Genomic DNA, 11,953 nt, shown 5'->3' with positions numbered 1-11,953 from the left:
TCGCCGGCCAAGGATCGGCTCAGTGCGGCCCGGATCCGACCGGGGCGGATCGGATCGGGGCGGCGGCTGCCGACCAGCCGGGCGACCGTGGCACCATGGGCGCCGATGACCACGACGACACCGGGCAACGCCGCCCACGACGCGACACCCGACACACCCGCGCCGGCCCCGGCCCCGGCGGCGCCGCTGGCCACCTCCGCCTTCGTCCGGGCCTGCCGCCGGGAACGGGTGCCGCACACGCCGGTGTGGTTCATGCGCCAGGCCGGTCGGTCGCTGCCCGAGTACCGCCAGTTGCGCAGCGGGATCGGCATGTTGGAGTCCTGCCGGCAGCCGGACCTGGTCGCCGAGATCACCATGCAGCCGGTACGCCGGCACGGCGTGGACGCCGCGATCCTGTTCAGCGACATCGTCGTTCCGGTCGCGGCGGCCGGCGTCGAGTTGGACATCGTCGCCGGCACCGGGCCGGTCATCGCCGAACCGGTCCGCAGCGCCGCCGATGTCGGCCGGCTCCGCCGGATCACCCCCGACGACGTCGGCTTCGTCGACGAGGCGGTCCGGCTGCTGGTCGCCGAACTCGGTGCAACCCCGCTGATCGGGTTCGCGGGTGCGCCGTTCACCCTGGCCAGCTACCTGGTCGAAGGCGGACCGTCGCGGACCCACGGGCGGACCAAGGCCCTGATGCACGGCGATCCGCAGACCTGGCACGCGCTCTGCGGCCGGCTCGCCGAGATCACCCTGGAGTTCCTCCGGGTGCAGGTCGCGGCGGGCGTCGCCGCGGTCCAGCTGTTCGACTCCTGGGCCGGCACGCTTTCCGAGGCCGACTACCGTCGGCACGTCCTGCCGCACTCCGCAGCGGTGCTGCACGGACTGGCCGCCGCCGGAGTGCCCAGAATCCATTTCGGAGTCGGGACCGCCGAGTTGCTCGGTGCGATGGGCGAGGCCGGCGCGGATGTGGTCGGGGTGGACTGGCGTACCCCCCTGGACGCCGCGACCGTGCGGATCGGCCCGGACCGTGCGGTACAGGGCAACCTCGACCCGAGTCTGCTGCTCGCGCCGTGGCCGGTGGTGCGTACGGAGGTCCGGCGGGTGCTGGCCGACGGGCTCGCCGCCCCCGGACACGTGTTCAACCTCGGTCACGGAGTGCTGCCGGAAACCGATCCCGACGTGCTGACCAGGGTCGTCGAGCTGGTGCACGAGACGTCGCAGCGCTGACCGCGTCACACCCGGGTAGGCCCGGCCGGCCGGCCCGACTACCCGGGTGGCAAGGTGACGGTATGCAGCAATCGTGGCGGATCGCCGTGGTGGGTGGCGGGATCGCTGGGCTGGCCGCAGCGTTGCGGCTGCGTGACCGGGCACCCGCCGGGACCCGGATCACGGTCTACGAGCAGTCCGACGAGCTGGGCGGCAAGCTGCGTACCGAGGACTTTGCCGGGCTGCCGGTGGAACGCGGCGCCGAGGCGTTCCTGATGCGGGATCCGGCCGGCGGCGACTCCGCTGCGGTCGCGCTGGCCCGCCGGGTCGGCCTCGGTGACAGGCTGCGACACCCGGCGGTCGGCCAGGCGGCGCTGGCCCGGGGCGGACAGTTCGTTGCGTTACCCGCCGGGACGCTGATCGGCGTGCCCGGCGACCTCGCGGCGGTGGCCCGGGTGGCCCGCGCCGAACCGGAGCGTGACGCCGACCAGGGCCGGCCGTTGCTGCAGCCGGACGATGACGTCGCCGTCGGTGAGCTGGTTCGTCGGCGGCTGGGTGACGAGGTCGTCGAGCAACTGGTCGACCCGATGCTCGGCGGGGTGTACGCGGGTAGGGCCGACACCTTGTCATTGGCCACCACCATCCCGGGGCTGGCGGCGGCGGCCCGCACGGAACACACCCTGGTCGCGGCGGTCCGGGCGGCACTGGCCGCCCGACCACCAGCGGCCGGCGCGCCGGTGTTCGCCACCGTCGACGGCGGGCTGAGCCGGCTCGTTGCGGCCGTCCGGGGCGCGCTGTCGGCCGCCGACGGCGCAGCCGAGGTCCGGTTGCGGACCTCGGCGGTGGTACGGGAGTTGGCCGCCTCGTCGGACGGCTGGCGGTTGACGGTCGGGCCGACCCGCGGCGCCGAGCGGGTGGACGTCGATGCGGTGGTGCTGGCGGTGCCGGCCCGGCCGGCGGCCCGGCTGCTCGCCGCGGTCGACGCCGCCGCGGCGCTCCGGGTCGGTGCGCTCGAGTACGCCAGCATCGCCCTGGTCACCCTGGCGGTGCCGCAGCCGCAGCTGCCGGAGATCTCCGGCTTCCTGGTGCCGGCGACCGAGCGGACCATGACCAAGGCCGTCACCCTTTTCAGCACCAAGTGGGCCCAGCTGCGACGATCTGACGGGCTGGCCGTGGTCCGTGCCTCGGTCGGCCGCCACGGCGACGAGCGGCTGCTGCAACGCTCCGACGACGAGCTGGTCGACGCGGTGCGTACCGAGCTGACCCGGCTCACCGGCGTCCGGCAGCCGGCGGCCGTGCAGTCGCACGTGCAGCGATGGGGTGGCGCGCTGCCGCAGTACCCGCCGGGGCACCTGAGCCGGGTGGCGGCGGCCCGTTGGTCGCTGCGGTCCGCCGGGCACCGGCTGGCGTTGGCCGGCGCGGCCTACGACGGCATCGGCATCCCGGTGTGCGTGCGGTCCGGCGAGAACGCCGCCGATGAGATCCTGACAAACCTGGAAGGGGTACGCCGATGAGCGGCGACGAGCAGACCAACGCGGCGCGGTTGCGTGAGCTGAACTCGACGATCCGGTACACCATGTGGTCGGTGTTCCAGGTCGCCGAGCGGCTGCCGGCGCTGCGCGACGACATGATCGGTGAGGTCGAGTCGCTGATCGGCGAGCTGACCGCCAAGGACGTCACGGTCCGGGGCACCTACGACGTCGCCGGGCTACGGGCCGACGCCGACATCATGATCTGGTGGCACGCGGCGGACAGCGACGAGCTGCAGGACGCGTACGGGCGGTTGCGCCGTACGGCGTTGGGCCGCCACCTCGCTCCGGTCTGGTCCCAGCTGGCGCTGCACCGCCCGGCCGAGTTCAACAAGAGCCATGTGCCGGCGTTTCTGGCGGGCGAGCCGGCTCGGGCGTACATCTGCGTGTACCCGTTCGTCCGCTCGTACGAGTGGTACCTGCTGCCGGAGGCGGAGCGCCGGGCGATGCTGGCCGAGCACGGGCAGATGGCCCGGCCGTATCCGGACGTCCGGGCGAACACCGTTGCATCCTTCGCACTTGGCGACTATGAGTGGATGCTCGCCTTCGAAGCCGACGAACTGCACCGGATCGTCGATTTGATGCGCGACCTGCGGGCCTCGTCGGCGCGGCGGCACGTTCGCGCGGAGGTGCCGTTCTTCACCGGACGGCACCGTACCGTCGCCGACCTGGTCGCAAATCTGCCCTGACGACACCCGGACCGGTCGCCGGTCGGCTCCGGACCGGTCCGTCCGGCGCGGTTTCCGCAGGTGCCGGCCCGGGTACCCATCCACTGCCCCCCGAGGTTGGCCGGTCAGCCCGACCGGGTCGACCGGACCGGAGAAGGACCACTCATCTGATCCGGAGGAGGGTGTGATGAGTACGCAAGCTCCGACCCGCAACACCACCGCCGTGAACCGGCCGATGGCCGGGCAGCCGATGGCCGACGGTCAGACACACCAGATGGACATGAACGCCGGGATGCGTCCGGCGATCACCCCGGGAACCGAGACGAAGTCGGCGTTCCGCAGCACCGAGTTCTACGTCTACCTGATCGCGGTCGCCGGCGTACTGCTGGCCTCCCAGGTGATCAACCCGGACATCGACGGCGTGCAGGGTACCGCTGGTGGCGGGGACCCCTTCCCGGCCAGCACCGCATGGCTGTACGTCGCGCTGCTGACCATCGGTTACGTGGTCAGCCGGGGGCTGGCCAAGGCCGGCAGCGCCTGGCGGAACTCGGGTGAGCGACAGCGCTGACCCGTGAAAGGGCCGCCGACCCGGTGACGGGTACGGCGGACCGGGCCGGCGGCCGCGGTGGACACGTCCATCCGGTCGCCGGTCCTTGCGTGCACGGCCCGGTCGGTCAGGTTCCGCCGGATGCACCTACCGGATCTGCCGCACGGCGCATCGGCACGTGCCAGATGCCGTCCTCGAGGTACTCCGGCCCGACGACGACGAACCCGTACCGCGCGTACAGCCCCGTCAGGTGTGCCTGGGCGTCGAGCACACAGGGCCGGCCGGCGGCGAGCCGCAACGCCGCCTCGACGAGTCGACCGGCGTGACCCTGGCCGCGTTCGGCGGTGGCAACGGCCACCCGGCCGATCCTGGCCGTGGCTTCCGCGCCACCGCCTGGTTCGTCGAGCAGCCGTAGACAGGCCACCACCGTGTCGCCCCGGGACAGCCACAGTTGGCGGGCACCCGGCTCGACGTCGCGGCCGTCCAGTTCCGGGTACGCACAACGCTGCTCCACCACGAACACGTCCACCCGCAGCTTGAGCAGTTGGTACAGCACCAACGGCGGCAGTTCGACGGTGTGCGCGACGTGCGGCGTCAGGCCAGGATCGGGGGGCACGCCGACGGATGATACGTGGCTCAGCCCGGCCGGCTGCCGACCGCGTCGCGGACCGCGGCCCCCTGCTCCTGGTCGACGGTGCGCGCGCAGTGGGCGCAGCAGAAGAACCGTCCGGACACCTCGACCCCGTGCCCCACGATCTTGCACTGGCAGTGTTCGCAGATCGGCGCGAGCAGCTGGATCGCGCACTCGAACGAGTCGAAGGTGTAGGTGTCCCCGCTGACCGTGCGGATGTCGAACGCCAGCCAGTAGTCGTTGCCGCAGACCTCACAGGTCGCCATGTTGCTTCTCCCAACGTCAGCCTCATTTGCAGGGTGCGGCATCGGGGAGGCCCGGAACCGGCGAATCGCTGAGATGCTGTGACCGAACTGCTGGGAAATGCGCGGAGGCGGGGTGGGCGGTCAGCTCCGGGCGGCGTCGGTCGCCGGCTCCAGCCGCAGCGCCACCGAGTTCATGCAGTAGCGCGCGTTGCGGGGGGTGTACCGCTCGCCGTCGAACCGGTGCCCGAGGTGCGAGTCACAGGTGGCGCAGCGCACCTCGGTGCGGACCATGCCGTGCGACCGGTCTTCGATGTAGCGCACCGACCCGGGCAGCGCCTCGTCAAAGCTCGGCCAGCCGCAGTGCGAGTCGAACTTGGTGTCACTGGTGAACAGCGGCGTGTCGCAGGCCCGGCAGTGGTACGTGCCGACCGTCGTGGTTTCGACGTACTCACCGGACCAGGGCGCCTCGGTGCCGGCCTGACGCAGCACCCGGAACTCCTCGGGGTTGAGCCGCGCCCGCCACTGCTCGTCGGTACGGGGCAGGGACGTCTTCTCGTCTGTCATGGTCACTACGGTACGGCGGTCCCGGCACCGCCGGCCGCCGATCAGCGGCCGGCTGGCCTAAGGTCGAGGGGTGACAGGGCAGAGCCGGAGTTCCCGGTCCGCGACCACCGTCGACGTGGCCGGCCGCCAGGTGCGGCTGAGCAGCCCGGACCGGGTGTGCTTCCCCGGGCCGGGGTACACCAAGCAGGACGTGTTCGACTACTACCTGGCCGTTGGTGACGGCATACTGCGCGCCCTGCGCGACCGACCCACCACACTGCAGCGCTTCCCGGACGGCGTCGACGGCGAGATGTTCTTCCAGAAGCGGGTGCCGGCCCGGGGCGTGCCGCCGTGGCTCCGTACCGCCGAGATCAAGTTTCCCAGTGGCCGTACCGCCGACGAACTCTGCCCGGCGGACCTGGCCCACGTCGCCTGGGCCGCGCAGATGGGCACCGTGGTGTTTCATCCCTGGCCGGTGCGGGCCGCTGACGTGGACCGGCCGGACGAGCTGCGGATCGACCTGGATCCGCAGCCGGGCACCGACTTCGCCGACGCGGTGGCGGCGGCGGGCGAGGTCCGGGCAATCCTCGACGAGCTTGGTGCCACCGGTTACCCGAAGACCTCCGGCGGCCGCGGGGTGCACGTCTACCTGCGGATCCAGCCGCGCTGGCTGTTCACCGAGGTACGCCGGGCCGTGATCGCGTTCGCCCGCGAGGTGCAGCGCCGCCGGCCCGACCTGGTCACCACGTCCTGGTGGAAGGAGGAACGGGGGCGAAAGGTCTTCATCGACTACAACCAGATGGCCCGGGACCGGACCATCGCCTGTGCCTATTCGCTGCGGGCGAACGCCCGCGCCACCGTCTCCACTCCGGTCACCTGGGACGAGTTGACCCGGGTCGAGCCGGACGACTTCGACCTGCGCACCGTACCGCCCCGGCTGGCCGCCGTCGGCGACCCGCACGCCGGGATCGACGACACGCCGTGGGACATCACCCCGTTGCTGGAGTGGGCCGACCGGGACGACCGCGACGGCGCCGGTGACATGCCGTACCCGCCGGACCATCCGAAGATGCCCGGCGAACCGATGCGGGTGCAGCCGTCCCGGGCCCGCCCGGTCACCGGCGACTGACCCGCCCGGGACCCGCGACGTCCGCCCGGCCCGGTGCCGTCCTGACCCCGGCCCGGTGCCGTCCGTCCGGCCCCAGGTCAGGACGGGCAGGTCAGGCCGTCGTCGGGCACCGTCAGATCGATCAGGTACGCGTCCACCGCGTCGGCTACGCAAGCCACCTGCGGGTATGCGGTGTGCCCGTCGCCCTGGTGGGTCACCAGCACGCCGGTGCCGAGCGACTCGGCCAGCCGCGGTGCCTGCTCGTACGGGGTGGCCGGATCACCGGTGGTGCCGACGACGAGAATCGGCGCGGCGCCGACCGCCGGCCCGACCGGGTACGGGTCGGCCGCGACTGGCCAGTTGACGCAGGCCAGCAGGCCGACGGCGAGCGCCGGACCGAACGTCGGATGCTGCCGGCGCCACTGCTGCTGCAACTGCCGGACCTCGTCGGTGCTCAGCGGCACCTCGGCGTCGGCGCAGTTCACCGCCAGGTTGGCGGCGAACAGGTTGCCGTACCGGCCGTCGTCGCCGCGACCGGTGTAGCCGTCGGCGAGGTCGAACACCGGGCCCGGGTCGCCGTCCCCCAGATCGGCCAGCGCCCGGCCCAGCCGTGGCCAGCCGCTGCGGTCGTACAGCGAGGCGACCACGGCGTAGAAGATCCAGCCGGCGGTGGCCGTCCGGCCGGTCGCCCCGGTGACCGGCTCCTGCCGGGCCCGGTCCATCGCCTCGGCCAGCGTGCCGGAAGGGTCGGCGCTGATCGGGCAGTCAGCCGGTGCGCCGGAACACCACCGGCCGAAGGCGGCAAAGGCCCGTTCGAAACCGGCGGCCTGGCTCAGCGACCCGGCGACCGGGTCCTGCCCCGGGTCGATCGCGCCGTCCAGCACTAGCGCGCGGACCCGGTGCGGAAACAGGTGCGCGTAGGTGGCTCCCAGCAGGCTCCCGTACGAGTAGCCGAGGAAGGTCAGCTGGTCGTCGCCGACCGCCGCCCGCACCGCGTCGAGGTCCCGGGCTGTCTGATGGGTGGAGTACGCGGTGAGCCGCTCGCCGTAGCGCGCCGCGCAGCCGGCCGCGACCCGTTGGCTGAGCGCGGCGGCCCCGGCGAAGGCAGCCGGGTCACGGGGGTCCGGGTCCGCCCCGAAGGTGGCGTCCCAGTCACTGTCGGCGACGCAGTCGACGGCGGCGGACCGGCCCACCCCGCGCGGGTCGAAGCCGACCACGTCGAACCGGCGCAGCACTGTCTCCGGTAGACCGCCGAGGCGTTCGCCCAGTGCCAACCGGGCGGCGGCGTCCACCCCGGAGACGCCGGGCCCGCCCGGGTTGACCACCAGGGTGCCGATGCGGTCCTGCTGCCGGTCGGACCGGGCCCGGATCAGCGCGACTGGAAGGGTGCCGGCGGCGGAACCGGCGGCCCAGTTGACCGGTACGTCGATCGTGGCGCAGTCGTAGCGCAGCCCGTCGGGTGGTGGGCCGTACCGATGCGTAGTCGACTCCGGGCAGGGCTGCCAGTGCGGCGGTGAGTCGGGCCCGCTGGTCGCCCCGGGGTCGGGCCGCGCCGCCGTGCACCCGGTCAGGCCGACCAGCGAACCGACCACTGCGGCCGCGATGGCGGACAGCCAGCGGTGCCGGCCATCTGTCTGCCAGCGGCGCCGGCTCGCGGGGATCCGGCGGCGTCGGCTCACTGCTGGCTGGTCGGGTCGCCGGCCAGCACCCGGTGCACGTCGAAGCGGACCGGCCGGTCCAGCTGGTCGTACCGGCAGGAGGCCGGCTCCCGATCGGTACGCCAGCGCTGGAACCGTGCGGTGTGCCGGAACCGGTCGCCCTCCATCGCGTCGTAGGCGACCTCGGCGACCAACTCGGGCCGCAGCGGCTGCCACTCGAGGTTCTTGCCGCCGCTCCACCGGCTCGGCGCGCCCGGAATCCGCTGGCCGGAACCGTCGTCACCCGACCCCCACGGGTGGTCGGCGGCAGTGGTGCGCAACGGTGCCATCTCGTCGACGAGCTCCGCGCGTCGGGCGGCGGTGAACGACGCGCACACGCCGACGTGGTGCAGCACCCCAGCGTCATCGAAGAGCCCGAGCAGTAGTGATCCGACCACCGGGCCGGACTTGTGCCAGCGGAAGCCGGCGACGACCACGTCGGCGGTCCGCCCGTGCTTGACCTTGAACATCGTCCGCTTACCGGGCTCGTAGCGCAGCTCCGCCGGCTTGGCGATGACGCCGTCGAGGCCGGCGCCTTCGAAGATCTCGAACCAGCGACGGGCGGTGCCCGGTTCGGTGGTCACCGGGGTCAGGTGCACCGGCGCGGTGACCGCCGCCAGCGCGTCGGCCAGTCGGGCCCGACGGGTGGTGAACGGCTCGTCGAGCAGGACCTCGTCGCCCAGCGCCAGCAGGTCGAAGGCGACGAAGGAGGCCGGGATCTGCTCGGCGAGCAGCCGTACCCGGGAGGCCGCCGGATGGATCCGTTGGCCGAGCAGGTCGAAGTCGAGCCGGGACCGCCCAGTCTCCGCCCGGATCACCACCAACTCGCCGTCCACCACGATCCGGGGCGGCAACTGCTGCCGGGCCTGCTCGATGACCTCGGGGAAGTACCTGGTCAGCGTCTTACCGCCGCGGCTGGCCAGCTCGACCTGGTCACCGTCGCGGAAAATGACGCAGCGGTAGCCGTCCCACTTGGGCTCGTAGCTCATCCCCGGTGCGACTGGCAGCGTCGCGACCGGTTTCGCCAGCATCGGCTCGATCGGTAGGGCGATCGGGAAAGTCACCCACCCAGTGAACCATCCCGGTCCGACGATCCGCGGGACCGCCGGACCACGGCACGGACCCGGCGGAACACCGGCCGGACCGGGCGGGCCAGCCACGGCAGCCGGCGTGCCGCGCGTTGGTACAGCGGCTGGGCCGCCGCCCGCAGCTGCTGGCGGGTCGTGGCGAGCTGGCGGTGCGTCGTATCGAGCTCCGCCCGGGCGGAACGCAGCTGCTGTTCGAGCTCGGCGAGGCGGGCCGCGCTGATCGTCGCCATCAACTCGTGACCGGTGACCGGCTCGCTGCGGCCGTCCTCGCCGCGTACCAGCCAGGGGCGGTCACCGTATACGTCGATCTGATGGCCGGCCAACGGTACGTCGCCTTTCTCCAGCCCGTTCGGAAACTGCTCGGCGAACATCGCCCGGCAGTGTTTCGCCTGGTCGGCCGAGGTGGCCAGGATCAGCTTGTTGGGCACCAACACTGCGGGCACCAGGCTGCCGCCGTCGCCGAGGTAGCTGAACAGGCCGGTGATCACGCCGAGCCAGTGCCGGTTGAGTACGTCGTCGAGCACCACCAGCCCGTCGTCGACCACGGTCCGCTCGGCGATCCGCAAATCGTTCACCGTGATCTGATCGGTGTGGCCGCCGTCGATGGAGAAGATCCGGAAGCGGCGCCCGGCGGCGACGAAGCCGGCCTGCTCCAGGTCGAGACTTGACGACTGCACGATGTCGACGTTGTCGCCGGCGCCGTAGGTCGTGAGGTTCTGTTCGAAGATCTCCCGGTCACCGCGTCCGGACTGGTCGAGGTTGGCGGCCTGGTCGTCGAAGACGTCGATGGCGACCGCCCGCTGATCCGCTGGCAGATCCAGAGCGAGGCACAGGAACGACTTGCCGTGGTGGATGCCGATCTCGGCCACGTCGCCGCTCACCCCGGCCTCGCGCTGAGCGGCCCGTACGCCGCTGAGGTACACCGCGGTCGAAACGTTCAGCCAGCCCTTGACCTGGTGCAGACCGGTCCGCAGGTAGCTGGCGGTCCGCTCAGGCAGGACCGGTGTGAACGCTGTCATGGTGGCAGACCATACCGCTGATTACCGCAGCGACAAACGGTCGATCGGAGGACAATCCAGGTGACCGCACCGGCCGTCCTGGTCGGTGTCCTGCTCCGCTCGTCGGCGCCGCCGCCGTGGTGGCCGTACGGGAAAGGCGGATCGCATGCCCAGCTTCACCTATCCGCAGGCCGGCGCCACCGCCGTGCTGCGCGACCAGACCGGATCGGTCCGGCGGTCCGTACCGCCGCTGCCGGCGGGCTACCGCCATCTGCGGTCCCGTAGCCGACTGCGGCCCGGCAGCTTCCCGATGGCGGCCGAGGCGGTGCTCACCTGGCGGATGCACCGGGCCGCCGGTGCCCGGGTGGCGGCGTCGGCTCCCCGCGCCGAGGCCGGTGTGCTGGTGACGGTCGGTCTCGGCGTCGGGCCGCTGCGGATCGCCGCGCCGTGCGCGGTGGTGTGGGCGGTCGACGAGCCGGACCTCGCCGGATTCGCGTACGGCACCCTGCCCGGCCATCCGGCCAGCGGCGAGGAGGCGTTCCTGGTGCACCGCGACGACGACCGGGTGTGGCTGTCGGTGGTGGCGTTCAGCCGGCCGGTGGCGCCGCTCATGCGGCTGGCCGGCCCACTGGGTGCGCTGGCACAGCGGGCCTACGCCCACCGGCTGGGCACCGCACTGCGCCGGCTCACCCGCTGACCGCCAACGGCACGCCGGCCGGCGGCGGGTCAGTAGGCGGCGAAGGAACGGACCGGGGCCCGGGGCCCGAACCGGGGCGCCCGTACCCCGGCCAGCTCCAGCAGCAGACAGACCCGACCACGGTGCCCCCGGAACGGCTCCAGTAGTTCGAGCATCCGGGTGTCGGTTGCGCGGGCCTCGCCGGCCAGCGCCCAGGCCACCGTGTTCGGCAGGTGGTAGTCGCCGACGCTCACCGCGTCGGCCGCGCCGAACGCCACCCGGACCACCTCGGCGGCGGTCCACGGGCCGATCCCGGGCAGCGCGGTCAACCGCCGGGTGGCCGTCTGCGGGTCGGCGCTGTCCGACAGCCGGTCGGCGACCGCCGCCGCGCCGCACAGGGCCTGCGCCCGTCGTTGCTCGATGCCCAGCGGATGCAGCGACCAGTACGGCGCGGCGGCGAGGGCGGTCGGCTCCGGGGCGACCCAGAGATCGGCGACCGGGCCGGGAGCGGGTTCGCCGAACCGGCGGACCGTCGCGGCGTACCCGCGGTACGCCTCCGCGCCGGTCACCTTCTGTTCCAGCACGGCCCGCAGCAGCCGGGCGAACACCTGCCCGGTGGCCGGGAGCCGGACGCCGGCGTAGCGGCGGACCACCGCCGCGACGACCGAATGCCGGCGGGCCAGCGGGAGGAAGTCGGACACGTCGTCGCGGAGTCCGGCGACCGCGTCGGCGATGTCGCAGATCTGGCTGGCCCCGGGGCCGTAGCCGGCGGCGACGAGGTCGCCGCCGCGTCGGCGTAGCGCCAGGGTCGCCGGCCCGTCCGGGGTACGGGCGGTCCACCAGAAGGTGTCCGCCAGCCAGCGGGCGCACGGGTCGTGCCGTCCCATCGCCAGCGGCCGCGCCGAGCCGGCCAACTGGTAGCCCTCCGGCGGCCGCAGCACCCGGACCCGTGCCGGTGCGGCACCGGTTGCATTGAGCGTGGCCGCTGCTGTCTCCGCGGCCTGCCTTTGCTCGACCATGCCGGTCACTGTG

The 11,953-nt window shown here is 73.0% G+C and carries 13 protein-coding genes; 6 read left to right on the top strand and 7 right to left on the bottom strand.

All coding sequences use genetic code 11. The features are described from left to right. The first annotated feature begins 105 nt into the window (after positions 1-105). The 4 genes from hemE (at position 106) to O7543_RS09880 (ending at position 3,956) form a co-directional block, all read left to right on the top strand. The gene (hemE, locus tag O7543_RS09895; protein WP_281554090.1) at positions 106-1,212 is read left to right on the top strand and encodes a uroporphyrinogen decarboxylase; all 1,107 of its coding nucleotides are present in this window, start codon (positions 106-108) and stop codon (positions 1,210-1,212) included. 62 nt (positions 1,213-1,274) lie between these two features. Beyond that, positions 1,275-2,705: a protoporphyrinogen oxidase gene (hemG, locus tag O7543_RS09890; protein ID WP_281554091.1), complete on the top strand. Its 1,431-nt coding sequence runs from the start codon at positions 1,275-1,277 to the stop codon at positions 2,703-2,705. Continuing rightward, positions 2,702-3,409 carry a hydrogen peroxide-dependent heme synthase gene (gene hemQ / locus O7543_RS09885; RefSeq protein ID WP_281554092.1) on the top strand — a complete coding sequence of 236 codons (708 nt, stop codon included), beginning with the start codon at positions 2,702-2,704 and terminating at the stop codon, positions 3,407-3,409. The genes hemG and hemQ overlap by 4 nt, the downstream gene beginning before the upstream one ends. A 166-nt stretch (positions 3,410-3,575) precedes the next feature. Beyond that, positions 3,576-3,956 (top strand): hypothetical protein, encoded by a 381-nt coding sequence (locus O7543_RS09880; RefSeq protein ID WP_278168180.1) that lies wholly within the window; start codon positions 3,576-3,578, stop codon positions 3,954-3,956. Positions 3,957-4,062: 106 nt separating this feature from the next. Here the strand turns inward: O7543_RS09880 and O7543_RS09875 are convergent, their stop codons facing one another. From O7543_RS09875 to msrB, 3 genes are all read right to left on the bottom strand, one after another. Further along, entirely contained in the window at positions 4,063-4,533 is a 471-nt protein-coding gene (locus O7543_RS09875) for a GNAT family N-acetyltransferase (protein ID WP_281555524.1), read from the bottom strand. Between the two features lie 38 nt (positions 4,534-4,571). After that, complete coding sequence (locus tag O7543_RS09870) at positions 4,572-4,832, bottom strand: Prokaryotic metallothionein (protein WP_123600747.1); 261 nt, start codon at positions 4,830-4,832, stop codon at positions 4,572-4,574. 120 nt (positions 4,833-4,952) lie between these two features. Beyond that, positions 4,953-5,375, bottom strand: a complete 423-nt coding sequence (gene msrB / locus O7543_RS09865; protein WP_281554093.1) for a peptide-methionine (R)-S-oxide reductase MsrB — start codon at positions 5,373-5,375, stop codon at positions 4,953-4,955. A 70-nt stretch (positions 5,376-5,445) separates the two neighbouring features. On the opposite strand from msrB, the gene ligD reads away from it, so the two are divergent. Further along, complete coding sequence (gene ligD / locus O7543_RS09860) at positions 5,446-6,483, top strand: non-homologous end-joining DNA ligase (RefSeq protein ID WP_281554094.1); 1,038 nt, start codon at positions 5,446-5,448, stop codon at positions 6,481-6,483. A 77-nt stretch (positions 6,484-6,560) separates the two neighbouring features. Here the strand turns inward: ligD and O7543_RS09855 are convergent, their stop codons facing one another. The 3 genes from O7543_RS09855 to O7543_RS09845 are packed head-to-tail and all read right to left on the bottom strand — an operon-like array spanning position 6,561 to position 10,266. Continuing rightward, entirely contained in the window at positions 6,561-8,141 is a 1,581-nt protein-coding gene (locus tag O7543_RS09855) for an alpha/beta hydrolase (RefSeq protein WP_281554095.1), read from the bottom strand. Further along, positions 8,138-9,223, bottom strand: coding sequence for an ATP-dependent DNA ligase (locus tag O7543_RS09850; RefSeq protein WP_281554096.1), 1,086 nt, complete (start codon positions 9,221-9,223; stop codon positions 8,138-8,140). Before O7543_RS09850 ends, O7543_RS09855 begins: the two co-directional genes overlap by 4 nt. Then, positions 9,220-10,266: a class I SAM-dependent methyltransferase gene (locus O7543_RS09845; RefSeq protein ID WP_281554097.1), complete on the bottom strand. Its 1,047-nt coding sequence runs from the start codon at positions 10,264-10,266 to the stop codon at positions 9,220-9,222. Before O7543_RS09845 ends, O7543_RS09850 begins: the two co-directional genes overlap by 4 nt. Positions 10,267-10,411: 145 nt before the next feature. Between O7543_RS09845 and O7543_RS09840 the strand changes: the two genes are divergently transcribed. After that, positions 10,412-10,942, top strand: a complete 531-nt coding sequence (locus O7543_RS09840; RefSeq protein WP_281554098.1) for a DUF1990 domain-containing protein — start codon at positions 10,412-10,414, stop codon at positions 10,940-10,942. A gap of 29 nt (positions 10,943-10,971) precedes the next feature. Here O7543_RS09840 and O7543_RS09835 read toward each other — a convergent pair whose 3' ends face one another. Then, positions 10,972-11,940: a DNA-3-methyladenine glycosylase 2 family protein gene (locus O7543_RS09835; protein WP_281554099.1), complete on the bottom strand. Its 969-nt coding sequence runs from the start codon at positions 11,938-11,940 to the stop codon at positions 10,972-10,974. Positions 11,941-11,953: the final 13 nt, after the last annotated feature.

It is taken from the genome of Solwaraspora sp. WMMA2080 (genome assembly GCF_027497395.1).
In the GTDB taxonomy this organism is placed as follows: domain Bacteria; phylum Actinomycetota; class Actinomycetes; order Mycobacteriales; family Micromonosporaceae; genus Micromonospora_E.
Note: the sequence above shows the minus strand (reverse complement) of the source record. Positions and strands in the feature narration are given on the sequence as shown.

Excerpts from the sequence above, each read along its gene's own strand:
- hemE (WP_281554090.1), top strand. The coding sequence starts at position 106 with ATGACCACGACGACACCGGGCAACGCCGCCCACGACGCGACACCCGAC.
- O7543_RS09880 (WP_278168180.1), top strand. The coding sequence starts at position 3,576 with ATGAGTACGCAAGCTCCGACCCGCAACACCACCGCCGTGAACCGGCCG.
- O7543_RS09845 (WP_281554097.1), bottom strand. The coding sequence starts at position 10,266 with ATGACAGCGTTCACACCGGTCCTGCCTGAGCGGACCGCCAGCTACCTG.
- msrB (WP_281554093.1), bottom strand. The coding sequence starts at position 5,375 with ATGACAGACGAGAAGACGTCCCTGCCCCGTACCGACGAGCAGTGGCGG.
- hemQ (WP_281554092.1), top strand. The coding sequence starts at position 2,702 with ATGAGCGGCGACGAGCAGACCAACGCGGCGCGGTTGCGTGAGCTGAAC.
- O7543_RS09835 (WP_281554099.1), bottom strand. The coding sequence starts at position 11,940 with ATGGTCGAGCAAAGGCAGGCCGCGGAGACAGCAGCGGCCACGCTCAAT.
- hemG (WP_281554091.1), top strand. The coding sequence starts at position 1,275 with ATGCAGCAATCGTGGCGGATCGCCGTGGTGGGTGGCGGGATCGCTGGG.
- O7543_RS09840 (WP_281554098.1), top strand. The coding sequence starts at position 10,412 with ATGCCCAGCTTCACCTATCCGCAGGCCGGCGCCACCGCCGTGCTGCGC.
- O7543_RS09870 (WP_123600747.1), bottom strand. The coding sequence starts at position 4,832 with ATGGCGACCTGTGAGGTCTGCGGCAACGACTACTGGCTGGCGTTCGAC.